The following is a 22,521-nucleotide window of genomic DNA, read 5'->3' on the forward strand; positions in this document are numbered from 1 at the left end:
GTCCCTGAGCGGCGGGACGCCCGACCACAGTTGCTGCCGGGCGTCCGTCACTGTTCGTCAGGCACGAGCGCGGCGCTCGGCGTCTGCCTTCATCCGGGCGGCCCGGTCGATGTCGGACTGCTGGACGGCGGCTACCGACCCGAAGATGGAGACGGCCTGGTAGTAGGTCCACGCCAGGCTCAGGCAGGCCGGCCGGACGACGGAGTTGTAGGTGGCGCAGGACCGCTTCAGATCCGCGTAGAAGGCGCTGTCGAGGCGCGGCTTGTTGGCGCTGAACTGGCCGACCGCCTTGTAGTTGCGGTAGCCGAAGTCGTGGCGGGCACAGGAGAGGCTGAACTTGAACCCGAGCGGGTTGTCCGGGCTGGACGAGCAGTAGTCGGTGGACCAGTCGAAGTTGTACTCGGCCCAGGGCGCGCGGTTCTGGCGGGCGGAGTACCAGGCGTTGTAGCTGCTGGCGCTGGTCTGGGTCCAGCTGGACAGGACCGACAACTTCTGCTGTGGAGTGACAGCCGCCGTGGCGGGGGAGGCCACGGCGAAGGCGGCAAGCAGCGCGAGTACGCCTGAGGTCAGGATGGTGGCGAGACGTCTGGGCATGGTCGTACCTCCGCGGGGGTGTGCGGTGGAGCCAGTTGTTACCGGCGAGTTACCGGGGTTAGATCAGTGTCGATCAATGGCGCGGCCTGCCGGTGTTACCCGCGAGAAATATTGGTGACCTGTGCCGAAACAGACGAATGTCCTGGACACCGGCGGTGTCCAGGACATTCGTCGAGCGGACCTGCCTAGTCGAAGAAGCGGGCCAGGTGGGTGGCGGTGGGGCCGTCGTCCTCCGGTCCCAGCGGCGTGAGGTCGGCGAAGATGGACGCACCGTCGCTGCCGGCGTGCAGGGGGTACCAGCGCGGCGTGCCCGGGGGCCGCATGACGCAGATGCCCTTGATCGTCTGCACGTCCAGCAGCCGCACGTGGGTCGGGTCGGCCACCGCGTTCACATGACCCCACCATGGGCTCATCACGTGCAGCACACCCCCGGGGCGGAGCACCCGGTGACACTCGTCCAGCAGTGGCAGGAAGTCGATCAGGTGCTCCAGGATGTGCACCGCGAACAGCACGTCGACCGAGTCGTCGGCCAGTGGCAGGGAGCCGGAGAGATCGGCGACCGCGTCCACCCCGGGGGCGGGGAAGATGTCCAGGCCAAGATTGCCCGGCCACTGCTTGGTGGCGCCGCAGCCCAGGTCGACCACCACCGGGTCGCGTCCGGCGACCCGTACCCGGCACCAGACGCCGAAGACGCCGGCCAGCCGGCTGACCTGCTCGCGTACCAGTCGCAGCTGTGCCGGCTCGTCGACCTCACCGGTCAGGTGGGCGACGCCCCGGTCGAAACGGACCTCGACACCGAGCGGGCGCAATCGCTCGTCGTGGCGGACCTGGTCCAGCCACGCCTCGGTGAGGAACCCGTCCACCGCCCGCAGCCGCTCGGCGGAGGACGGGGTGTGTGCCAACGCGACCATACCGGCCACCTCCGGCCGGCCCGTTACCCGGATAGTTGCCCGGTATGCGCCGGTTGTCCCTGAAATTCGTGCCAGGTCAACGCGCGATGGGCCGTCGAGGACGTCCGGTACGCATCCGCTGCCGCGGTGCGGCCGCCGTCCGGGGCCGTTTCAGGTGATAGCGGTGCAACTCGTTGTTCCCCGGCAGGGACGGGTCCTCGCTCATCGCGACCAACTCCCAGCCCTGGTCGCCGGCCCGGTTGAGATGAGCCAGCGCGGTGTCGCCGTACGGCGTGACGTCGATCATGGAACCGTCGGGGCCGTACCAGGAGAAGACCACCTCGAAGCCGAGGTCGTTGGTGGCGGCCTGGCGGCGGCGCACCAGTAGGGCGTACTCCCACCTGAGCATGGGCTTATTGTCGCCCCGCCGTCCGGATTCCGCCGGATCAAAACTCGGTGATCCGCCCGGCGTCCACCCGCAACCGCCGGTCGAGGCGTACCGCCTCCAGCATCCGCCGGTCATGGGTCACCAGCAGCAGCGTGCCCGGGAAGCTGGCCAGTGCGGACTCCAGTTGCTCGATCGCCGGCAGATCGAGGTGGTTCGTCGGCTCGTCCAGCACCAGCAGATTGACGCCGCGCCCCTGCAACAGGGCCAACGCGGCCCGGGTCCGTTCGCCCGGGGAGAGCGTCGCGGCCGGTCGCAGCACGTGCTGCGCGCGCAGGCCGAACTTGGCAAGCAGCGTACGCGCGTCCGCCGGAGACACGTCCGGCACCGCGGCCCGGAACGCGTCCAGCAGCGGCGCGTCACCCAGGAACAGTCCCCGGGCCTGGTCCACCTCGCCGACCACCACGCCCGGCCCCAGCGCGGCCTGGCCGGCGTCCAGCGGCAACCGGCCGAGCAGGGCGGCCAGCAGGGTCGACTTGCCGGAGCCGTTCGCCCCGGTCACCGCCACCCGGTCCGCCCAGTCGATCTGAAGGTTCACCGGGCCGAGGGTGAAATCGCCCCGGCGTACCACGGCGTCGCGGAGCGTGGCCACGACGGCGCCGGCGCGCGGCGCGGCGGCGATCTCCATCCGCAGCTCCCACTCCTTGCGTGGCTCCTCCACCACCTCCAGGCGTTCGATCAGCCGCTCGGTCTGTCGGGCCTTCGCCGCCTGCTTCTCAGACGCCTCGGACCGGAACTTGCGGCCGATCTTGTCGTTGTCGGTGGCCTTACGCCGGGCGTTGCGGACCCCCTTCTCCATCCAGGCCCGCTGGGTACGCGCCCGTGCCTGGAGTCCGGCCCGTGTGTCGGCGTACTCCTCGTAGTCGGCGCGCGCCTGGCGGCGGGCCACCTCCCGCTCCTCCAGGTACGCCGCGTAGCCACCGCCGAAGTGGTTCACCTGCTGCTGGTGCAGGTCCAACTCCAGCACCGAGGTCACCGTGCGGGCCAGGAACTCCCGGTCGTGACTGACCAGGACCGTGCCGGCGCGCAGCCCGGTCACGAAGGTCTCCAGCCGGTCCAGCCCGGCCAGGTCGAGATCGTTCGTGGGCTCGTCGAGCAGGAAGATGTCGTACCGGCTGAGCAGCAGCGACGCCAGGCCGGCCCGGGCGGCCTGGCCGCCGGAGAGGCTTGTCATCTCCTGGTCGAGATCGACGGCGAGGCCCAGCTCGGCGGCCACCTCCTCGGCCCGCTCGTCCAGGTCGGCGCCGCCGAGCCCGAGCCAGCTCTCCAGCGCGGCGGCGTACGCGTCGTCCGCGCCCGGGGTGCCGGCGGTAAGCGCCTCCGTCGCCGCGTCGAGCGCAGCCTGCGCCCCGGTCACGCCGGTGCGGCGGGCCAGGAACGCCCGGACCGTCTCGCCGGGGCGGCGCTCCGGCTCCTGGGGCAGGTGCCCGACGCTCGCGCCGGGCGGGCTCACCGCGACGCTGCCGGCCTCGACCGGCAACAGACCGGCGAGCGTACGCAGCAGCGTCGACTTGCCGGCCCCGTTGGCCCCGACCAGGCCGACCACATCGCCGGGCGCGACCACGAGGTCCAGGCCGGTGAAGAGGGTGCGTTCCCCGTGCCCGGCGGCGAGGTCCCTGGCGATCAGCGTGGCGCTCACAAGCAGCCGAGCCTACCCGTCGCCGCGCGGCGGACCCTGCGACGAGGCAGACTCACGTGCGTGTTGACCACTCTGGCGATCGACTGCGGGGGCGGCGGAATCAAGGCCTCCGTCCTCGACGGCGCGGGCACGATGCGGGCCCAGCCGATGCGGGTGCCGACGCCGTACCCCCTGCCGCCGGATCTGTTCGTCCGCACGCTCGTGGAACTCGGCGGTCGGTTGCCGGCGGCCGGTCGGGTGACGGTCGGGATGCCCGGCATGATCCGGCACGGCGTGGTGGTGGCCACCCCGCACTACGTGACCCGTTCGGGCCCACGTAGCCGGGTCGACCCGGCGCTGCTCGCCGAGTGGTCCGGGTTCGACGCCCGCAGCGCGCTCTCGGCCGCGTTCGGCCTGCCGGCGCTGGTGCTCAACGACGCCGAGGTGCACGGTGCCGGGGTGGTCGCGGGCACCGGCTGCGAACTCGTGCTGACCCTCGGCACCGGGCTGGGCAGCGCCCTCTTCGACGGTGGGGTGCTCGCCCCGCACCTCGAACTGTCCCACGCCCCGGTGCGTTGGGGCACCACCTACGACACGTACGTCGGTGAGCCTGAGCGCCGCCGGCTGGGCGACGCCTTCTGGTCCCGACGGATCCGGCAGGTGGTGGAGGGGCTGCGTCCGGTGTTCCGCTGGGACCGGCTCTACCTGGGCGGCGGTAACTCGCGGCGGATCCGCCCCGAGCAGCTCACCCGGATGGGTGACGACGTGGTGGTGGTCCCGAACAGCGCCGGCATCGTCGGCGGCGTCCGCGCCTGGGACCTCGCCACCGTGTGAGGCAGGCAGGAAAAGCCACCGGGAACAGTCGCGGTACGGCCGGTGTTGTGCCAGCGTCGGAGCAGTGGTGCGACACGGAGGGGGTGGCGGCATGGATCTTCTGGCCGAGTACCGACGGGCGACCCTGTTTTTCGAGGCGGGCGACCCCAGCAGCGCTGCCCGGCTGCTCGAACCGATCATCGAGGCGGAGCCGGACAACGCCTCCGTGCGCCAGTTGCTGGCCCGGGCCTACTTCCAGTCGGCACAGCTCAACCGGGCCGAGGAGCAGCTGCGGGAACTGGTCGACCGCAACCCCAGCGACCACTACGCCCACCACGTGCTGGGCCGGACGCTGGAGCGGCTCAACCGCTACACCGACGCGCTGCGTCACCTGCGCATCGCGGCGGCCATGCACTCGTCGAACGACGACTACACGACCGCCCTGCGCCGGGTCGAGACCCGGGTCGGCGGTCGCTGATCCCGGACACGTGTCGAGAGGGCAGCCCGAGCGGGCTGCCCTCTCGACGTCCGGGGGCCCGGCAGCCGGCGTGCCCACGATGGCCTGGCCGGCGCCCGGCGTGCCTACCATGAGCCGGATGAGAGCCGACCGGACGGTGGACGTGGCATGAAGCTGAAGCTGGACCTGCACGACATCTTCAACAAGGGCCACGACATCGACCGGGCGCTGCGCGGGATCATGGACGAGGCGGTGGCCAAGAAGGCCACCCTCGTCGAGATCATCCCGGGTAAGGGCTCCGGTCAGCTCAAGAAGCGGGTGCTGCGCTTCCTCGACCAGAAGGACGTCAAGCAGCTCTACCACCGGGTCGAGAAGGACTCCAAGAACTTCGGCCGCCTCTTCGTCCACTTCCGGTGGAAGTAGCCCCTCACAACGGGTAGGTGCGGGCGACGGCGAGCATCTCGGAGCTGTGCGATCCGGCGACGCCGACGTCCGGTGGGCGGGGGCGGAAGCCGGGCAGCGTGTCGAGGCCGTCGCTGGCGTCCATCGCGCGCAGCGCGATCCGGTCCGCTTTCGGCGTGACGGTAAGCGTGACCTCGATCCCGTCGGGCGGTGGGGCGTGGAAGACCACCCCGAATCCCCAGCGGCCGTCGCGGGTCTCCACCGGAACCTGGCGGCCGGCGACCTCGACCCGCCGCACGTCAGCGGTGTTCGTGTCGACGTGCAGGGTGGTCAGGCGTACCTGACGCTGCGGGGTGAGCCGGAGCGTCAGTGTGCGTTCGCCTGCGGTGGTGGTGTCGGTAAGCACGTCCAACCGGGGCGCGGGTAGGTCCGCCGGCTGTGCTGGGCCACCGAGCAACTCGTCGCCGCCGATGCCGGGGAACTCGTCGGCGACCTCGACCGGGCCGTCCACGTACTCGTCGGTCCAGGGCTGCGGATCGCTCTCGTGGCTGAGCCAGCGGGCCTGGCCGGTGCCGGCGTCCAGCGCGTACATCAAATGGGTGGGCACGGGGTGTGTGGCGTCGAACCGGTCGACGGCGATGCCGATCCCGGCGAGGACCACCGCGGCCAGTGCGGCGGCCCCGGCCGGCAGGGCACCGAGTCGGCGGGCCCGCAGCGCCATCATGCCCCGCTGACCGCCGGCCTGTGGGTGCAGCAGGTCGATCACGGGCAGCGCGGCGAGACCGAGCAGCACCGCGAAGAGCGCCGCGACGCCGCCCATCGCCATGCCCAGCGCCGGGAAGAGCAGTACGACGGTGGGGAGCAGCAGGAGCACCGCGACCGCGGCCGCGACGGTCACCGCGATCACCGGTACCGGGCCGTCGAGGCGGGTGGCCAGCGCCACCAGGCCGCCGAGCGCCCCGGCCAGGGCGGGCAGGGTCGCCAGGTACGCCCCACCGGGGGCCAGGAACGCCAGCAGCACGCCGAGCAGCGCCAGCCAGCCGAGCCCGCCGATCGCCAGCGCGGCCGGGCCGACTCGCCGTCGGCTCAGCGCGTACCAGGCGAACACGACGGCGGCGGCGAGCGACAGTACGGCCAGCCGGTACCAGGTGGGCCGGTACGGGTCGAGCAGTTCGGCGTAGCCCGGCCGGAGCGCGACGATCGCCGCCCAGAGGAGTTGGGCGCCCAGTGGGGCCACCACGATCGGCACCAGGGCCAGGCCGAAGCCGGCGGCCAGCCGACCGGTGGTGACCCGGTTCCGGCGGCGGGCCAGCCAGCCGAGCCCGACCACGCCGCTCAGCGCCAGCAGCGCCAACGGCAGCACCAGCCAGCCGGGGTAGCGGGCGAGCCCGCCGGGCACGGGGAAGTAGGTGGCGTCGTGACCGGCGCGCAGGTCGCCGAGGTCGATCCGGCCGAACTCCCGGGCGAGCCCGAGGGTGTTGTCACCGTGGTGCTGGAGGCTGGCCCGGTCCATCGAGGCGGGGGTGTCCAACGGCGTGTGGTAGATCGCAGCGCCATCCAGGTACGCCGAGTTCAGCCCGAGGAACCCCTCGTCGAGGAAGGCCGTGAAGTCGGTGTCGTTGGGCAACGCGCGGTACACCTCCACCGCGAACGAGGTGCCCACCGGGTGCGGTGCGGCCCGGCCGAAGACCTCGACCAGAGGCGCGTTCTCCGGCGACGTCTCGAACATGATCACCGGACCGGTGCGACCCCTTGCCTCCAAGTTGAGCACCACCCCCTTGTCGGCGGCGAGCGGGTGCTCGGCGGCGAACGTCGAGGCTCCGCAGAGGCACGCCTCCTCGGCGTCGGTGAGCACGAAGACGACGTCGTTGCGGGGTGCCGGGCCATCGGTCAGCGCACGGGCCACCTCCAGGATGGTCGCCACCCCTGCGGCGTCGTCGTTGCCGCCCGGCCCGGTCTGTACCGCGTCGTAGTGCGCGACCAGGAACACCGTGCCGGTGGGGGCGGTGCCGGGCAGCCGCGCCACCAGGTTGCGGACCCGGGCCAGCGTGGCCCCGCCCGCCGCGCCGCTGAGCTGCCCGGCCTCCTCGGCGACGGTGTCCTGCACCTGCGTCTCCAACCCGAGGTCGCGCAGCACGCCTTCCAGGTAGCCGCGGACCTCCTCGTTGGCTGGGCTGCCCGCGACGTGTGGCCGCCCGGCGACCTGCGTCACGTGTGGGTACGCGCGCCCGGCGCTGAACTCGCCGGTCGGCGTGTCGGCCGGCCGGGGCGCCGGAGGACGCAGGTCGAGCAGAGCGCCCGCGCCGACGGCGACGAGCGCGACGAGGGCCGCCAGCGCGGCGAGGGGACGTCGACGCGGCCTGGTGAGGGCGCGGTCGGCGGCGGGGGTGGGGGGTGCGCCCACGGGTGGCTCCTTGCGAGGGGGGTCCTGGGGTGGACATCATCCTCCATGCCACCTGAGGGTGCCCCGTCGTGTTGTGTGCGAACGTTGTCTAATACAGGATCAGCAGGGCACTCGGAAGGAGCCCGACATCACCAGCGATCAGCCGCCAGTCGCGGCGGTGACCCGGCCGGCCCGGGGGACCGGGATGACCGGTCCCTCCGTCGTGTCGTGGCCGTACCCGCAGGGAGGGCTGGGTGGCAACCCGAACCTGCCACCCGGGGAGCGGCTGAGCGTGCTGCTGGTGGAGGACGACGAGGGGGACGCCTTCCTGGTCGGCGAGTTGCTGGCCGAGACGAACTCCGGGATCGACCTGCTGGTGGCGACCAGCCTGAGCGAGGCCCGCCAACGGATCGCGGGGGTCGACTGCGTACTGCTCGACCTGGGTCTGCCCGACGCGCAGGGGCTGGACGGGCTGCGGCAGGTGCTGGAGATGTCCGGCAGCGCGGCCGTCTGTGTGCTCACCGGTCGCACCGACGAGCACCTGGGTATCGTCGCGGTTGCCGAGGGGGCGCAGGACTACCTGGTCAAGGGCCAGGTCGACGGGATTCTGCTGACCCGGGCGCTGCGTTACGCGGTGGAGCGCAAACGGGCCGACGAGAACGCCCGCCGGCTGCGTGAGGTGGAGCTGCGCCAGGCCGAGTCGGCCCGGTTGGAGCGCGGCCTGCTGCCCCAGCCGCTGATGTCGACCGACCAGATCGCCGTGCACACCTTCTACCGGCCCGGCCGGCACGCCGCCCTGATCGGTGGGGACTTCTACGACGTGGTGCAGACCCGTCCCGACCGGGTGGATCTGATCATCGGCGACGTCTGTGGACACGGCGTGGACGAGGCGGCCCTCGGCGTCGAGCTGCGGGTGGCCTGGCGGGCGCTGATCCTCGCCGGGGTACCGGACGACGAGGTGCTCCCCGCGCTGGAACAGGTGCTGATGAGCGAGCGCCGGCTTCAGGAGATCTTCGCGACCGTGGCGACGGCCCGGCTGGACCTCCACGCCGGCCGGGCGACGGTGCGGCTGGCCGGCCACCCGCCACCGGTGCTGCTCGCCGGTGGGCGGGTGGCTCCGGTGCCCGCCCCGGGTGGGCTGCTGCTCGGCGTACGGCCGCGCCGGCCCGTCGCCTTCGACCTGAAGTTCGACACCGAGGACTGGTCTCTGCTGATGTACACCGATGGTCTGATCGAGGGCCGGGTGGGCGCGGGCGACGAACGTCTCGACGTGCCCGGCCTGACTCGCCTGCTGACCGAGCCGGCCAGTCGGGCGGTTGCGCTGCCCGATCTGCCGGCCTGGCTGGTCGGGCGGGCCGAGCAGCTCAACGGCGGCCCGTTCGCCGACGATGTGGCGATGCTGCTGGTCACGCGGGGTGGTGGCCGGTGACGGCCATGGGTGCCGGCTGGAGCCTGCGCGGTCGGCTGGCCGTGCTCGTCGCCGTTGTCGGGTTGCTGCTGCTCGGGGTGGCCGTCGCGGAGGCGGTGGTCGCCACCCGTAGCCGGGCGCACATCGACGCGGTGCTCAATGAGACAGGTCCGTTGCGGGCCCAGTCCCAGGAACTGCTCGCGGTCCTGGTCGACCAGGAGACCGCGATCCGGGGGTACGCGCTGACCGGCGAGCGGGAGGATCTCGTCCCGTTCGACACCGGCCGGCAGCGGGAGCAGGAACTGGCCGCCTCGATGGACCGGCTGTTGGCCAGCTACCCGGAGCTGCGTGACGAGTTCGGCACGGTGCAGCAGCGGGCGGAGCAGTGGCGGCAGGCGGTTGCCGTGCCGGTCATCGCCGCCATCGAGACCGGTGGCGCCGCCGCCGGCCAGCAGTTGCTCACCGACCAGTCGCGGCAGCAGTTCGACCAGATCCGGGTCGCCGTCGACGTGTTGCAGAACGGCATCCTCGAGCTTCGCGACGAGGCCGCCGCGAACGTACGCAGCACCAGCAACCTGCTGGTGCTGCTGCTGGTCATCGCGGCGCTCGTGGTGCTGGTCACCGGGGTGGTGCTGCTCACCTCGCTGGAGCGGATGGTGATCCGTCCGCTGACCAGCCTGGCCGGGCAGGTTCGGGAGGTCGCCGTCGGCGACTACGGCCACCGCATCGCCGGCACCGGTCCGCCGGAGTTCCAGCGCCTCGGCGAGGACGTGGACGCCATGCGCCAGAAGATCGCCGCGGACCTGGCCGAGGTGCGTGAGGCCCGGGAGCGCATCGAGTGGGTCAACACCCAGTTGCAGAAGCAGGCCGAGGAGCTGACCCGGTCCAACCGTGACCTGGAGCAGTTCGCCTACGTCGCCTCGCACGACCTGCAGGAGCCGTTGCGCAAGGTGGCGAGTTTCTGCCAGCTGCTCCAGCGGCGTTATGCCGGGCGGCTCGACGAGCGGGCCGACCAGTACATCGCCTTCGCGGTGGACGGCGCGCAGCGGATGCAGCGGCTGATCAACGACCTGCTGGCCTTCTCCCGGATCGGCCGGCTCACCACGGGCTTCACCGATGTCGACCTGAACCGCCTGATGGCCGAGGTGGCGGCGCAGACCGAGCCGGCCCGGCAGTACGCCGACGCGGAGTTGACCTGGGGCGAGCTGCCGGTGATCCGCGGCGAGGAGCCGCTGCTGACCAACCTGCTGGTCAACCTGGTCAGCAACTCGGTGAAGTTCCGTCGGGCGGATGTTCCGCCGAAGGTGCACGTCTCGGCCCGGCTGATCGGCGAGGATTGGGAGATCACCTGCCAGGACAACGGCATCGGGATCGAGCCGGAGTTCGCCGACAAGATCTTCGTCATCTTCCAGCGGCTGCACGCCAAGGACGCGTACCCGGGTACCGGAATCGGGCTGGCGATCGTCAAGAAGATCGTGGAGTACCACGGCGGCCGGGTCTGGGTGGACACCGACGTGCCCGAGGGGACGGCGATCCGTTTCACCCTGCCCGCGCTTCCCGCCGACGTGGCGGATGCGACGAGCGCCACCGGTGCGGACGGGTCTGCGGCGGACGGGTCCGATCCGGCGGAGGTCGGCACGGACGCGGCGGCAGGCCGGGCCGATGACGAGGTCCCGGCGGGTGACGGTACCGTCGGCGCCGAGGCCGGCGGCGACTCGGAACGCCCCTCGGCCGTCGCTGGCCTGCCACAGGCCGGCGGTGGGACAGGTGGCATGAAGGAGGCGGTGGGATGACCGCGCCGGCGGACGGTAACAGCCCGATCGAGGTGCTCCTGGTCGAGGACGACCCGGGCGATGTGTTGATGACCCAGGAAGCGTTCGAGGAGCACAAGCTGCGCAACCGGCTCAACGTCGTATCCGACGGTGCCGAGGCGCTGGCCTACCTGCGTCGCGAGGGCCAGTACGCGGACGCGCAGCTGCCGGACCTGATCCTGCTCGACCTGAACCTGCCCCGGCGGGACGGCCGGGAGGTGCTGGAGGAGATCAAGAAGGACGAGCAGCTCTGCCGGATCCCGGTGGTGGTGCTGACCACCTCCCAGGCCGACGAGGACATCCTGCGCAGCTACCAGCTGCACGCGAACGCGTACGTGACCAAGCCGGTCGACTTCGACCAGTTCATCGCGGTGGTCCGGCAGATCGACGAGTTCTTCGTCAGCGTGGTGAAGCTGCCGCCGCGTGGTTGACACCCTGCTCGACGACGTCGCCGGGCTGCTGCGGGAGACTGCCGACCGCGTCGTGCTGCCCTTGTTCCGCCACCTCGACGTCGCCGACGTGAGCGAGAAGGCCCCCGGTGAGCTGGTCACGGTCGCCGACCGGCGGGCCGAGGAAATGATCAGCGCCCGGTTGCTCCGGCTGCGCCCCGATTCGGTGGTGGTCGGCGAGGAGGCGGTGGCCGACGATCCCGACCTGCTGCGTCACCTGCGTGCCTCGGGGGACGTGTGGCTCGTCGACCCGGTCGACGGCACCGCGAACTTCGCAGCGGGCCGCCGCCCGTTCGCGTTGATGGTTTCCCTGCTCACCGATGGCGAGCCGGTGGCCGCCTGGGTTTTCGACCCGTTGGCCGACGCGCTGGCGACCGGCCGTACCGGCGAGGGCACGTACCTGGACGGTCGGCCGTTGCAGCTGCCCGACGGGGCACCGCCAACGGGTGAGCTGCGGGGCACCGCGATGACGAAGTTCCTGCCGGGACCCTCACGGCGCACGGTGGAGGCGGGCGGTGCGCGGCTCGGCGAGCTGCTACCGGGGCAGCACTGCGCCGGCCGCGAGTATCTCGACGTGCTCACCGGCCAGCAGCAGTTCGTGCTGTTCTGGCGGACCCTGCCCTGGGACCACGGCCCCGGCACCCTCCTGGTGCGGGCCGCGGGCGGCGTCGCCCGCCGGCTCGACGGCACGGACTACCACCCCGCCGACACCGAACACGGCCTGCTGGTAGCCGCCAACCAAGAGGTCTGGACCAAAGTCCACACCACCCTCCTCCCCACCTAGACCCCTCCCCTTCTTTGCGTTGATCATGAGGTTGACGGCAAGTTTGATCTCTGACACTGCCGCTAACCTCATGATCAACGCGGGTGGTCGGGTGCGGTGGGTGAGGGGGTGGTTGCGGGGGGTTGATGGTTGTGCGGGGTTGGGGGTCGGCGGGCTGGTTGGGAGGGATGGTTCCGGTATCCTGACCGGCGGCCTTCCGCCAGCAGGCCGCCGACCGGCGCCGGCGGGGGCCGCCGCCGCGCAGTGGAACTCATCGGGGGCCGGCGGCCGACGAAAGGATGCTTTCGTGCGCAGCTCCATGCCCGTCCGGCGGTACGCCCACCGGCCGCTGATCGCCCTGCTCGCCGCCGTGGCGCTGCTGCTCGGCGTGGGTGCCGTGCCGGCGTACGCCGAGCCCAACGAGGGTGGCAGCAAGAAGCTGCGGGACGCCCTGGAAGCCACCGCCAAGGCGCACATCGACGCCAAGCGCAAGCTGGACGGCTCCAAGAAGCGGCAGAAGCAGATGGCCAAGGAGTTGTCCGCGATGGAGGGCCGGCTGGACGAGCTGACCGCCATGGTCGGCGAGGTGGCCGCACAGTCCTACCGGGTCGGGCGGCTCAGCCCGGCAGCCGTACTGCTGGACAGCGCGACGCCGGAGGCGTTCGTGCAGCGCGCCGCCAACCTCGACATGATGGCCCAGCGGGACAGCCGCCGGATCCGGGAGCTGACCGAGGCGCGTGAGCAGGCCCGGCAGGCCAAGCTGGCGATCAACGCCGAGGTACGCGAGCAGACCAAGCAGTTGGCCGTGATGGCGAAGAAGAAGAAGGAGGCCGAGGCGGCCCTGGCCGCGGTCAGCTCGGGTAGCGGCGGCGGGTTCAGCGGTGGCAGTTCCATCTCGGCGAAGCCGGCACCGCGTAACTCCGACGGTTCCTGGCCCGGTGAGTCGTGCTCGGTGGACGACCCGACCACCTCGGGCTGCATCACGCCCCGCACGCTGCACGCGCTGAAGCAGACCCAGGCCGCCGGATACAAGCGGCACGTCTCCTGCTACCGCAGCGGCGGCTCCGGCGAGCACCCCAAGGGTCGGGCCTGCGACTTCGCCGCCGCCACGAACGGCTTTGAGGACCGCACGGCCACCGGTGGCGACAAGTCGTACGGTGACAGCCTGGCCGCCTGGCACGTCCGCAACGCCGACCGGCTCGGCGTGCTGTACGTCATCTGGTATCGCCAGATCTGGCACCCGGGCACCGGCTGGCGGGCGTACAGCGGTAGCGGCAGCCCGGCCGCCGACCACACGAACCACGTTCATCTCTCGATGTACTGACCCGCCGGCCCGGGGCCGCTGCGTACCATCGCCACGATGAACTCTCCATCGCCTGACGTGGCGGCCCCATCCGCGCCCTCCTCGCCGGAGGTGCCGCGGGCCCTGCCCAACGGGCTCGCCGCGTTCCTGGTCTTCTACTCCAGTGGTGCCGTCCTGGTCCTGGAGACCGCCGCGCTGCGCCTGGTCGGGCCGTACGTCGGGGTCACCCTCCAGGTGACCAGCTCGGTCATCGGCATCGCGTTGGCGGCGATCGCGTACGGGGCGTGGGCGGGTGGCTGGCTGGCCGACCGGCGCAACCCGCGTACGCTGCTGGCCCCGGCGCTGGTGCTCTCCGGCATCGCCACCGCGATCACCCTGCCGGCGGTGCGGTACGCCGGAGAGGTGCTGCGCGGCGGTGCGGCCAGCGCGGTCCTGCTGCTGGTCGCGGTCGCCGTGTTCGCGCCCGCGATGCTGCTCTCGGCGGTCAGCCCACTGGTGATCAAACTCCAGCTCGCCGACCTGCGCCGTACCGGCCAGGTCGTCGGCCGGCTCTCCGGCATCGGCACCCTCGGCGCCGTCACGGCCACCCTGGTCACCGGCTTCGTGCTGGTGGCGGCCCTGCCCAGCACCGTCATCCTGTTCGGGTTGGCCGCCTCCCTCGGCATCACCGGCATCGCGCTCGGGGTGTACCTGCACCGGCAGGACCGGGCCGCCCTGCCCGGGCCGGCCCGGGTCAAGGCCGCCCTGGCGGTGCTGGGCCTGGCCGGGGCCGGGCTGACCATGGTCGCCCCGAACCCGTGCGACGTCGAGACGGCGTACCACTGTGCCCGGGTACAGGCCGACCCGGGTCGGTCCAGCGGGCGGACGCTGCTGCTCAACTCGGCCCAGCACTCGTACGTGGACCTGAACGACCCGACCCACCTGGAGTACGCGTACACCAGGTGGATCGGGGCGGTGGCCGACGTGCTCGCCCCGTCGGGCCAGCGGCTCGACGCGCTGCACCTGGGTGGGGGCGGGTTCACCGTGCCGCGTTACCTGACCGCCACCCGGCCCGGCACCGACAACCTGGTGTTCGAGATCGACGGTGGGCTCGTCGCGCTGGGGGAGCGGCGACTCGGCGTACGCCAGGGACCGGACCTGCGGGCGGTGGTGGGGGACGCCCGGATGCTGGTGGCCGACGAGGCGACCGACAGCCGGGACTTTGTGGTGGGCGACGCCTTCGGGCACCTGGTGGTGCCCTGGCACCTGGCCACGAGGGAAATGGCCGCCGAGATCGGCCGGGTGACCCGCCCCGGGGGCGTGTACGTGCAGAACGTCATCGACTACCCGCCGCTGCGGTTCATCCGCAGCGAAGTGGCCACCGTCGCCGCCGAGTTCGGGCATGTCGCGCTGATCGCCCCGCCGGAGGCACTGGCCGGCGAGCGGGGTGCCAACTTCCTCATCATGGCCTCCGACGCGCCGTTACCGCTGGCCGCGGTCCGGGCCCGGCTCGACGACGCCAACGAGCCGGCCAGTCTGCTCAGCGGCGGTGACCTGACGGACTTCGTCGGCGACGCGTTGGTGCTCACCGACGACTACGCTCCGGTGGACCAACTGCTCGCCACCGCCTGATCGGGTGACATCCGTGACCGAATCAGACCAGAAAGGTGTAGGCGGCCTCACGTCGGGCAACAACGCCGACCATGGGTGGTGCGGTGAGCAGAGGCGCGCAACTGCTCGGTGAGCGGTACCGGCTCATCGAACAGCTCGGCGCGGGCGGCATGTCGGTGGTCTGGCGCGGCTACGACGAGGTGCTCGGCCGGCAGGTGGCGGTCAAGGTGCTCGCGTCCCGGCTGGCCAGCGACCGGGCGTTCCGGCACCGGATCCGGATCGAGGCCCAGGCCGCCGCCCGGCTCTGCCACCCCAACATCACAAACGTGTACGACTACGGCGAGTCCGTACAGGTCGGGTTGACCGTGCCGTACGTGGTGATGGAACTGATCGACGGCGGTCCGCTGACCGCGCGGCTGGCCCGGGACGGACGCCTGCCGTGGCGGGATGCGGTGACGGTGGCGGCCGAGGTCGCCTCCGCGCTGGCCACCGCGCACGCCCGGGGTGTGGTGCACCGCGACGTCACCCCGGGCAACGTGATGCTCACCGCGACCGGGGTGAAGGTGGTCGACTTCGGCATCTCCGCGCTGGTCGGTGAGAGCGAGAAGGGGCCCGACGGCAACCTGCTCGGCACCCCGGCGTATCTCGCGCCGGAACGACTCGACAACGGCCAGGTCAGCCCGGCCACCGACGTGTACGCGGTCGGGCTGCTGCTGTACCGGATGCTCACCGGTCGGCTGCCCTGGCAGGCCGACACCACCACCCAGATGCTGCGCGCCCACATGTACCGCGAGCCGGAGCCGATGCCCGACGTGCCGGGCCTGCCCGGTGCCGTCGCCGACCTCGTGCGGCGCTGCCTGGCGAAGCGGCCGGCGGATCGTCCGGCCACCGCCGAACTGGCCCGGGTCCTCGCGGAGGCGGCCGGCAAGGTGCCGACGGTGCCGGTGGGCACCGGCGTGGGTGACATCGGACCGTCGTCGCTGGCCGACGCCGGTACCACGATCCTGCCCTGGTCCGCGGCGACCGACGCGTTGCCCTTGGCCGGCCTGCGCACCCGTCGCCGGCTGAACCGCCGGCGCCGGATCGAGGCGATGACGGCCGCCGCCGGGCTGATGGCCGTCACGGCGGCGGTCTGGGGGGTCACGTCGCACAGCCCCGCCAGCGGCGGAATCGATCAGCCGACCCAGGCACGCATCGGCGGCGAACAGGAAATTCCCTGCCAGGTGACGTACGCGCTGCGCAAGGATTCCGGCAAGGACTTCACCGCGGAACTGAGCCTGACCAACACCGGCGATCGTGAACTGCGCGACTGGACCATGAGCTTCGCGTTCCCCGGCGAGCAGCAGGTGACCGACGCGACACCGGTGCCGGTACGCCAACAGGGCCGGTCGGTGGCGGTGCAACCGGTCCCTCAGCGGCCGGCACTGGCACCGGGTGCCACCGAGAAGGTGAATCTGACCGGGCGGTACTCCGGGACGAATCCGCTGCCGGTGGAGTTCCGGATCGGCTCGGCGGTGTGCGGGGTCCAGGTCTCCGGGGTGGCTGGCACCGCGCCCACCACCAAACCGGCACCCGCCAAGTCGGCCACGGCCAAGACGGTGAAGGCGACCGCCGGCAAGGCCGGGTCCGGCGGCTCCAAACCGAAGGCGAAGGAGCCCAAGCCCGAAAAGGCAAAGCCGGACGACGGCAAGGCAAAGGGCAAGGGCGGGGGTAAGCCGCAGCCGGGTAAGCCCGGCAAGGGCCCCGGCCGGTGAGCCGACCGGTCAGGACAGCGTGGCGAAGCGCTGAATCTGTTCGATGGTCCCCTCCACGATGAGAATCGTGTCATCGGTGAGTTGCATGTCGTCCGAGACGTACCGGTACCGCTGCTCGCCGGACCGCTTGATGCCGATCACCCGCACGCCGTAGCGGTCCAGCAACTGGATCTCGTTGGCCGGGCGGCCTGCGAGCGACCGCGGAACGCGGACCCGCGCCACCGCGAAGGCCTCATCGAATTCCACGAAATCGAGCGTCCGACTGATGATCAGGTGGGCTAGCCGCTCGCCGGTCTCCGCCTCGGGGAAGATCACGCGGTGCGCGCCCACCGAGGAGAGGATCTTCGCGTGCTGCCCCGAGGTCGCCCGCGCCCAGATCTGCGGAACGCCCAGCTCCACCAGGGCGAGCACGGTGAGCACGCTGGCCTCGACGGAGGCACCGATGGCCACCACCACCCGGGGAAGGTCGGTCAAACCGAGCTGGCGCAGCGCACCCTCGTCGGTGGCGTCGGCCTGTGCCACCTGGTCGAGCATCGACGACCACTTCTGCACCTGCTGGGCGTCCCGGTCGACGGCCAGCACCTCGCGGCCGAGGGCGGAGAGCGATTCAGCCAGATGGCTGCCGAACCGGCCGAGGCCGATCACGGCGATGCCGCCCGGGTCCGATTTCCTATCCGACAATGGGTTGCTCCTCTGGGTAGCGGTAGAGCCGGCGTCGGGTGTTCAGGGCGATCGCCGAGCCGAAGGTGAGCGGCCCGACCCGGCCGACGTACATGAGCACGGTCAGCAGGAACTGGCCGCCGTCGGACAGCGAGGACAGGACGCCCACCGATAGCCCGGTGGTGCTGAACGCCGACGTGACCTCGAACAACGCGGCGTAGAACGGAAGCTTGTCGGTCATCGCGATCAGCGCGGCGGTCCCGGCGGCCACGATCGCGACGCTGAGCAGCGCGACGGTGAGAGCCTGCCGCTGGCTGGCGGTGGCGATCCGGCGGTGCCCGACCGTGACGTCCGGCTCGCCGCGGACCTCCGCCCAGATGACGAAGGCGAGCAGGAAGAAGGTGGAGACCTTGATTCCACCGGCCGTGCTGGCGCTGCCGCCACCGATGAACATCAGCCCGATCAACAGGGTGTAGCTCTCCTCCCGCAGCAGCTCGGTCGGCACCACCTCGAAACCGCCGGTGCGGGCCAACGCGATCTGCGCGAACGCGGCGACCACCTTGCCGGGTACGTCGTACTGGCCGACGGTCCACGGGTTGGCCCACTCGGCGGCCAGGAACGCGACCGCACCGAAGGCGACAAGCGCCGCGCTGCCCCAGATGGTCAGCTTGGTGGCGACCGCCCAGCGGGCCGGCTGCCGCCATTCCCGGACCGCCTCGAACATGGCCGGGAACCCGAGACCGCCGACGATCGCGCCGAGGGCCAACGGCAGGCTGACCCACGGGTCACGGGAGAAGGCCAGCAGCCCGTCGGGGTAGAGCGAGAATCCGCAGTTGTTGAAAGCCTGGATGGAGTGGAACGCGGCGGACCAGAGAGACTCCCAGAATGGCTGGTCGTAGCGCAGCCAGAGCCGGCCGGTGACGATGACGGTCATCGCCAGCTCGCAGGCGAAGACCGTGGTGGCGATGCGCAGCAGCAGCCGGCGTACGTCGCCGATCCCGTACTCCGCGGTCTCGGCCTGCACCAGCAGCCGATTGTGCAGCCCGAGCCGCCGGGACACGGTGAGGATCACCAGTGCGGCACCGGTCAGGATGCCGAGCCCGCCCAGCTGGGTGAGGACGGTGATGAGCGCCAGCCCGGAGCCGGACCAGTAGTTCGGGGTGTCGGTGACGGTGAGGCCGGTCACCGAGATGGCCGACGTGGCGGTGAACAGCGCGGTCATGAACGAGGTGTGCTGGTACTCGATGGTCATCGGCCGCAGCATCAACAGGCCGGTGCCGATCAGGATCGCCACCAGGAAGACCAGCGGCACGAGCCGCACCGGGTGACGAAGAAACCGACGCACCAGACAATCTTCCGATTCTGCGCACCGTTCCGGGCCTGAACCGACATCCCGACGCCCCGCACCCCGGACCGCCCCTTGCTCTGCTTCACCGGACGCAACGGCGGAGGATTCACCGGATGGTCAGGCGCGGACCAACTGCCGGTCAGCCCGGGCAGGTCTGCTGAGGCGGTTCCCCGACAAGTCAAGGAGACCGCGTTGCGACGTACCCTTTCCGCCCTCGGTGTGTCGGTGACCCTGCTCGCCGCCGCCGTGGCCACGCCCATGGTCGCCACGGCGAAGCCGGCCGGCGGCCCGGACCCGGCCCGCGTCGGTGACCAGCCCATCGTCATCGGTCACCGGGGCGCCAGCGGCTACCGGCCGGAGCACACCCTGGAGGCGTACCGGCTGGCGATCCGGATGGGTGCCGACTACATCGAACCGGATCTGGTCGCGACCGCCGACGGCGTGCTGGTGGCCCGGCACGAGAACGAGATCAGCGGTACGACCGACGTGGCGACCAGGCCGGAGTTCGTCGACCGCCGGACCACGAAGACCATCGACGGGGCGTCGGTGACCGGCTGGTTCACCGAGGACTTCACCCTCGCCGAACTGCGGACGTTGCGGGCCAAGGAGCGGCTGCCCCAGGTACGGGTGACAAACACCGCGTTCGACGGCCAGTTCCAGGTGCCCACCTTCCAGGAGGTGATCGACCTGGCCCGGGTGGAGGGCCGGGCGCGTGGCCGGGTGATCGGCGTCTACCCGGAGACCAAGCACCCGACGTACTTCGCCTCGATCGGCCTGCCGTTGGAGGAGCCGCTGGTCGAGACGCTGCGCCGGAACAGGATGACCAAGCGGAACGCTCCGGTGATCATCCAGTCCTTCGAGACGGCCAACCTGCGCCGGCTGGACCGGATGATCGACGTACGGCTGGCGCAGCTGCTCAACGCCGCCGGCCAGCCCTACGACTTCACCGTGGCCGGGGACACCCGCACGTACCGCGACCTGGCCACCCCCGCCGGCCTGCGCTGGATCTCCCGCTACGCCGACGGCATCGGAGTGCACAAGGACCTGATCGTGCCGCGGAACTCCGCCGGTGGCCTGCTCACCCCGACCACCCTGGTCCGGGACGCGCACCGGGAGAAGCTGATCGTGCACGCCTGGACCTTCCGGGCGGAGAACCAGTTCCTCCCGGCCGACTTCCGGATCGGTACCGACCCGAACGCCCGCGGCGACATCCAGTCCGAGTACGAACTGTTCTACCGACTCGGCCTCGACGGCGTCTTCACCGACCACCCCGACACCGCAGTCGCCGCCCGCGCCGCCCTACCCCGCCCCTGACCCCCCGCCCCCGCCCCACCCCGAGCGCCCAGCAACTTCGGGGATGTTGCCGCATCCGCTGCGGGTCGACGCAGCAACATCCCCGAAGTTGTCGAACAGTCAGCGCAGGTTGAGGGTGACCACAAGGGCGGATGGTCGCGCTCGTTGACGACGGCTACGGGCAGTTGATCAAAAGTGGCCTGGACCGGCTTGCCGAGCAGCTGCCTGCCGAGTAGGAAACAGGCCGCCGTCCCACGGGACACCGCAACCTGTGCCTTCGGCTGGCCCGGACGCCCCGACATGCCGCAACTCGTCGTCGTCAGAGAGCGGCCGCGTTCGCGAGTGGGCGCCGGAGCGTGGCGGGAGGCGACACATGACGGCCGCGAACCGTGGCAGCGGGCGACCGCTGCTGCGCTGGGCCGGTGCGCCCAGGCTCCGGCCTTGTAAGGGCTGGCCATCCCAACCCTGTTACTTGTGTGTTTCCGCCACATAGCCCGTGGGTGACGTCACTTCTAGCGTGAGCCGACACATAAGGTTTTCCTCCCTCTGAGTCCTCACGTGGAGTCGCAATGACGGTCCGGACGACACGGCGGGTGTTCATCTCCGCCGCCACGATGATGGCCGCGGCGATCGCCGCCACGGCCTGTGGCAGCCCCCAGGACACCGCCAACGGCGGCGGCGACAGCGCCGCGCCGGTGAAGGTTGGTCTGGTCTACTCCCAGTCGGGAGCGCTGGCCAGTTACGGAAAGCAGTACATCGAGGGGTTCAGGGCCGGCCTGGACTTCGCCACCAACGGCACCAACAAGGTGGGCGACCGAACGATCGAGATCACCGAGGTCGACGACGCCGGTGACCCGGCGAAGGCGGTCTCCGCGGCCAAGGATCTGATCGGCAAGGGCAACAAGATCATCGCTGGTTCGACGGCCTCGGGCGTGGCGCTCCAGGTCGCCCCGATCGCCGCGCAGAACAAGGTGCTGTTCATCTCCGGCCCGGCCGCCACCGACGCGGTGACCGGCGCGAACAAGTACACGTTCCGCTCCGGCCGGCAGTCGTACCAGGACGTGGTGACCGCGAAGTCGTTCATCGGTGACCCGGCCGGCAAGAAGGTGGTGGTCTTCGCCCAGGACGGGGCCTTCGGCGACGCCAACGAGGCGGCGGTCAAGGCCGTCATCGGTGGAGCCGGCGCGAGCGTCAGCGCCGTCCGGGCACCGGCCAGCGCGACCGAGTTCACCCCGTTCGCCAGCCAGATCAAGTCCGCCAAGCCGGACCTGCTCTTCGTGGCCTGGGCCGGCACCACCGCCCCGGCCATGTGGCAGACCCTGGACCAGCAGGGCGTACTCACCTCCACCACGGTCGTCACGGGCCTGGACATCCGCGCCTCCTGGCCGACCTTCGGCGCCGCCGGCAGCAAGATCTCCTTCCTGTCGCACTACTTCGACGGGGCCAGCGACACCGAGGCGGCCAAGGCCGCGAAGGCCAAGGTCCCCGGCGGCACGCTCGACCTGTTCCACCCGGACGGGTTCGCCGCCGCGCAGATGGTGGTCCGCGCCGTGACCGAGGGCGGCGACGACGTCGAGAAGATGGTCACCGCGCTGGAGGGCTGGAGCTTCGAGAGCGTGAAGGGCAGCATGACCATCCGTGCCGAAGACCACGCGCTGCTTCAGCCGATGTACCAGGCGAGCCTGACCGGCAGCGGCGACACGTTCACCGCGACCGCTCAGAAGGCGCTCACCGGTGACGAGACCGCGCCGCCGGTCCAGGCAATGAAGGGCTGAGGCGGAGATGCTCGCCACCCGCGGTCTGACCTGGCGGATCGGTGAGGTCTCCATCGTCGACTCCGTCTATCTGGACCTGGCACCCGGGGAGTTCCTCGGCGTGATCGGTCCCAACGGCGCCGGCAAGACCTCACTGTTCAACCTGATCACCGGCCTGCGCCGGGCCACCGAAGGCCGGGTGACCCTGGACGGGCAGGACATCTCCGACCTGCCGCCGTACCGGCGGGCCCGGCTGGGCCTGGGCCGTACCTTCCAGGCGTCCTCGGTGTTCGGTTCGTTGAGCGTGCGGGAGAACGTCCGGCTCGCCGTGCAGGCACACCGCGGGGGTTCGCTGAAGCTGTGGCGGCGGGCGGCGGCCGACCGGGAGGTCGCCGCCGCCGCCGACGCGGCGCTCGACCGGGTCGGCCTGGCCCACCGGGGTACGGCGTTGGCCGGCACCCTCGCCCACGGCGAGAAGCGGAAGCTGGAGATCGCCCTGCTGCTGGCCGGCGAGCCACGGGTGATGCTGCTCGACGAGCCGATGGCCGGGGTCAGCGCCGAGGACGTGCCGGAACTGGTCCAGGTGATCCGTGCGTTGACCGGGGACAGCGGCCGGGCGGTGCTGATGGTGGAGCACCACATGGACGTGATCCTCGAACTGGCCGACCGGATCGCCGTGATGCACCACGGCGCGCTGCTGGCGTGCGACACGCCGGAGACGGTGATGGCCAACCCGACCGTACAAGAGGCCTACCTCGGAGAGTCGCTATGAGCGAGCACAGCGAG

At 71.3% G+C, this 22,521-nt stretch carries 19 protein-coding genes and 1 pseudogene; 13 read left to right on the forward strand and 7 right to left on the reverse strand.

The features are described 5' to 3' along the window. Positions 1 to 57 precede the first annotated feature (57 nt). The 4 genes and pseudogenes from KBX50_RS16165 to KBX50_RS16180 all read right to left on the reverse strand — a co-directional run bounded on the left by KBX50_RS16165 (position 58) and on the right by KBX50_RS16180 (position 3,568). Entirely contained in the window at positions 58 to 594 is a 537-nt protein-coding gene (locus tag KBX50_RS16165) for a phospholipase (protein ID WP_210937840.1), read from the reverse strand. Between the two features lie 185 nt (positions 595 to 779). Beyond that, positions 780 to 1,505, reverse strand: a complete 726-nt coding sequence (locus tag KBX50_RS16170; protein WP_210937841.1) for a methyltransferase domain-containing protein — start codon at positions 1,503 to 1,505, stop codon at positions 780 to 782. Positions 1,506 to 1,647: 142 nt separating this feature from the next. Beyond that, positions 1,648 to 1,893: pseudogene (locus KBX50_RS16175) on the reverse strand (hypothetical protein); the annotation flags it as partial. 37 nt (positions 1,894 to 1,930) lie between these two features. Further along, positions 1,931 to 3,568 carry an ABC-F family ATP-binding cassette domain-containing protein gene (locus KBX50_RS16180; RefSeq protein WP_210937843.1) on the reverse strand — a complete coding sequence of 546 codons (1,638 nt, stop codon included), beginning with the start codon at positions 3,566 to 3,568 and terminating at the stop codon, positions 1,931 to 1,933. 60 nt (positions 3,569 to 3,628) lie between these two features. On the opposite strand from KBX50_RS16180, the gene KBX50_RS16185 reads away from it, so the two are divergent. From KBX50_RS16185 to KBX50_RS16195, 3 genes are all read left to right on the forward strand, one after another. Beyond that, positions 3,629 to 4,381 (forward strand): ROK family protein, encoded by a 753-nt coding sequence (locus tag KBX50_RS16185; RefSeq protein WP_093403500.1) that lies wholly within the window; start codon positions 3,629 to 3,631, stop codon positions 4,379 to 4,381. 91 nt (positions 4,382 to 4,472) lie between these two features. Further along, a complete protein-coding gene (locus KBX50_RS16190) occupies positions 4,473 to 4,838 on the forward strand; it encodes a M48 family metallopeptidase (RefSeq protein WP_093403502.1) in 366 nt (121 codons plus the stop codon). Between the two features lie 147 nt (positions 4,839 to 4,985). Beyond that, on the forward strand, positions 4,986 to 5,240 hold the full coding sequence (locus tag KBX50_RS16195; RefSeq protein WP_013736060.1) for a Smr/MutS family protein: 255 nt from the start codon (positions 4,986 to 4,988) through the stop codon (positions 5,238 to 5,240). A gap of 4 nt (positions 5,241 to 5,244) precedes the next feature. Here the strand turns inward: KBX50_RS16195 and KBX50_RS16200 are convergent, their stop codons facing one another. Next, on the reverse strand, positions 5,245 to 7,623 hold the full coding sequence (locus tag KBX50_RS16200; protein ID WP_210937844.1) for a M28 family peptidase: 2,379 nt from the start codon (positions 7,621 to 7,623) through the stop codon (positions 5,245 to 5,247). A gap of 157 nt (positions 7,624 to 7,780) precedes the next feature. Here KBX50_RS16200 and KBX50_RS16205 point away from each other — a divergent pair, with 157 nt between their 5' ends. The 7 genes from KBX50_RS16205 (at position 7,781) to KBX50_RS16235 (ending at position 16,680) form a co-directional block, all read left to right on the forward strand. Beyond that, the gene (locus tag KBX50_RS16205; RefSeq protein WP_210937845.1) at positions 7,781 to 9,031 is read left to right on the forward strand and encodes a PP2C family protein-serine/threonine phosphatase; all 1,251 of its coding nucleotides are present in this window, start codon (positions 7,781 to 7,783) and stop codon (positions 9,029 to 9,031) included. After that, on the forward strand, positions 9,028 to 10,803 hold the full coding sequence (locus tag KBX50_RS16210; protein ID WP_374224648.1) for a CHASE3 domain-containing protein: 1,776 nt from the start codon (positions 9,028 to 9,030) through the stop codon (positions 10,801 to 10,803). Before KBX50_RS16205 ends, KBX50_RS16210 begins: the two co-directional genes overlap by 4 nt. Further along, on the forward strand, positions 10,800 to 11,252 hold the full coding sequence (locus tag KBX50_RS16215; protein ID WP_210937846.1) for a response regulator: 453 nt from the start codon (positions 10,800 to 10,802) through the stop codon (positions 11,250 to 11,252). Before KBX50_RS16210 ends, KBX50_RS16215 begins: the two co-directional genes overlap by 4 nt. Continuing rightward, a complete protein-coding gene (locus KBX50_RS16220; RefSeq protein ID WP_210937847.1) occupies positions 11,245 to 12,054 on the forward strand; it encodes an inositol monophosphatase family protein in 810 nt (269 codons plus the stop codon). The genes KBX50_RS16215 and KBX50_RS16220 overlap by 8 nt, the downstream gene beginning before the upstream one ends. 298 nt (positions 12,055 to 12,352) lie before the next feature. Continuing rightward, positions 12,353 to 13,357, forward strand: coding sequence for a hypothetical protein (locus KBX50_RS16225; protein WP_210937882.1), 1,005 nt, complete (start codon positions 12,353 to 12,355; stop codon positions 13,355 to 13,357). 36 nt (positions 13,358 to 13,393) lie between these two features. Next, a complete protein-coding gene (locus KBX50_RS16230; protein WP_210937848.1) occupies positions 13,394 to 14,947 on the forward strand; it encodes a fused MFS/spermidine synthase in 1,554 nt (517 codons plus the stop codon). 71 nt (positions 14,948 to 15,018) lie between these two features. Further along, positions 15,019 to 16,680, forward strand: coding sequence for a serine/threonine-protein kinase (locus KBX50_RS16235; RefSeq protein ID WP_210937849.1), 1,662 nt, complete (start codon positions 15,019 to 15,021; stop codon positions 16,678 to 16,680). Positions 16,681 to 16,689: 9 nt separating this feature from the next. Here the strand turns inward: KBX50_RS16235 and KBX50_RS16240 are convergent, their stop codons facing one another. Next, positions 16,690 to 17,361, reverse strand: coding sequence for a TrkA family potassium uptake protein (locus tag KBX50_RS16240; RefSeq protein ID WP_210937850.1), 672 nt, complete (start codon positions 17,359 to 17,361; stop codon positions 16,690 to 16,692). Next, positions 17,351 to 18,685, reverse strand: coding sequence for a TrkH family potassium uptake protein (locus KBX50_RS16245; RefSeq protein WP_210937851.1), 1,335 nt, complete (start codon positions 18,683 to 18,685; stop codon positions 17,351 to 17,353). Before KBX50_RS16245 ends, KBX50_RS16240 begins: the two co-directional genes overlap by 11 nt. Before the next feature lie 195 nt (positions 18,686 to 18,880). Here KBX50_RS16245 and KBX50_RS16250 point away from each other — a divergent pair, with 195 nt between their 5' ends. From KBX50_RS16250 to KBX50_RS16260, 3 genes are all read left to right on the forward strand, one after another. Then, positions 18,881 to 20,002, forward strand: coding sequence for a glycerophosphodiester phosphodiesterase (locus KBX50_RS16250; RefSeq protein WP_210937852.1), 1,122 nt, complete (start codon positions 18,881 to 18,883; stop codon positions 20,000 to 20,002). Positions 20,003 to 20,550: 548 nt separating this feature from the next. Then, on the forward strand, positions 20,551 to 21,756 hold the full coding sequence (locus tag KBX50_RS16255) for a substrate-binding domain-containing protein (RefSeq protein ID WP_210937853.1): 1,206 nt from the start codon (positions 20,551 to 20,553) through the stop codon (positions 21,754 to 21,756). A 7-nt stretch (positions 21,757 to 21,763) separates the two neighbouring features. Further along, positions 21,764 to 22,507, forward strand: coding sequence for an ABC transporter ATP-binding protein (locus KBX50_RS16260; protein WP_210937854.1), 744 nt, complete (start codon positions 21,764 to 21,766; stop codon positions 22,505 to 22,507). Positions 22,508 to 22,521: the final 14 nt, after the last annotated feature.

This window comes from Micromonospora sp. C51, from assembly GCF_018070435.1.
Taxonomy (GTDB): domain Bacteria; phylum Actinomycetota; class Actinomycetes; order Mycobacteriales; family Micromonosporaceae; genus Micromonospora; species Micromonospora sediminimaris.

What these genes read in the sequence shown, in the direction of transcription:
- KBX50_RS16190 (WP_093403502.1), top strand. Translation starts at nt 4,473, where the DNA reads ATGGATCTTCTGGCCGAGTACCGACGGGCGACCCTGTTTTTCGAGGCG.
- KBX50_RS16235 (WP_210937849.1), top strand. Translation starts at nt 15,019, where the DNA reads ATGGGTGGTGCGGTGAGCAGAGGCGCGCAACTGCTCGGTGAGCGGTAC.
- KBX50_RS16195 (WP_013736060.1), top strand. Translation starts at nt 4,986, where the DNA reads ATGAAGCTGAAGCTGGACCTGCACGACATCTTCAACAAGGGCCACGAC.
- KBX50_RS16230 (WP_210937848.1), top strand. Translation starts at nt 13,394, where the DNA reads ATGAACTCTCCATCGCCTGACGTGGCGGCCCCATCCGCGCCCTCCTCG.
- KBX50_RS16225 (WP_210937882.1), top strand. Translation starts at nt 12,353, where the DNA reads ATGCCCGTCCGGCGGTACGCCCACCGGCCGCTGATCGCCCTGCTCGCC.
- KBX50_RS16215 (WP_210937846.1), top strand. Translation starts at nt 10,800, where the DNA reads ATGACCGCGCCGGCGGACGGTAACAGCCCGATCGAGGTGCTCCTGGTC.
- KBX50_RS16255 (WP_210937853.1), top strand. Translation starts at nt 20,551, where the DNA reads ATGACGGTCCGGACGACACGGCGGGTGTTCATCTCCGCCGCCACGATG.
- KBX50_RS16260 (WP_210937854.1), top strand. Translation starts at nt 21,764, where the DNA reads ATGCTCGCCACCCGCGGTCTGACCTGGCGGATCGGTGAGGTCTCCATC.
- KBX50_RS16165 (WP_210937840.1), bottom strand. Translation starts at nt 594, where the DNA reads ATGCCCAGACGTCTCGCCACCATCCTGACCTCAGGCGTACTCGCGCTG.
- KBX50_RS16170 (WP_210937841.1), bottom strand. Translation starts at nt 1,505, where the DNA reads ATGGTCGCGTTGGCACACACCCCGTCCTCCGCCGAGCGGCTGCGGGCG.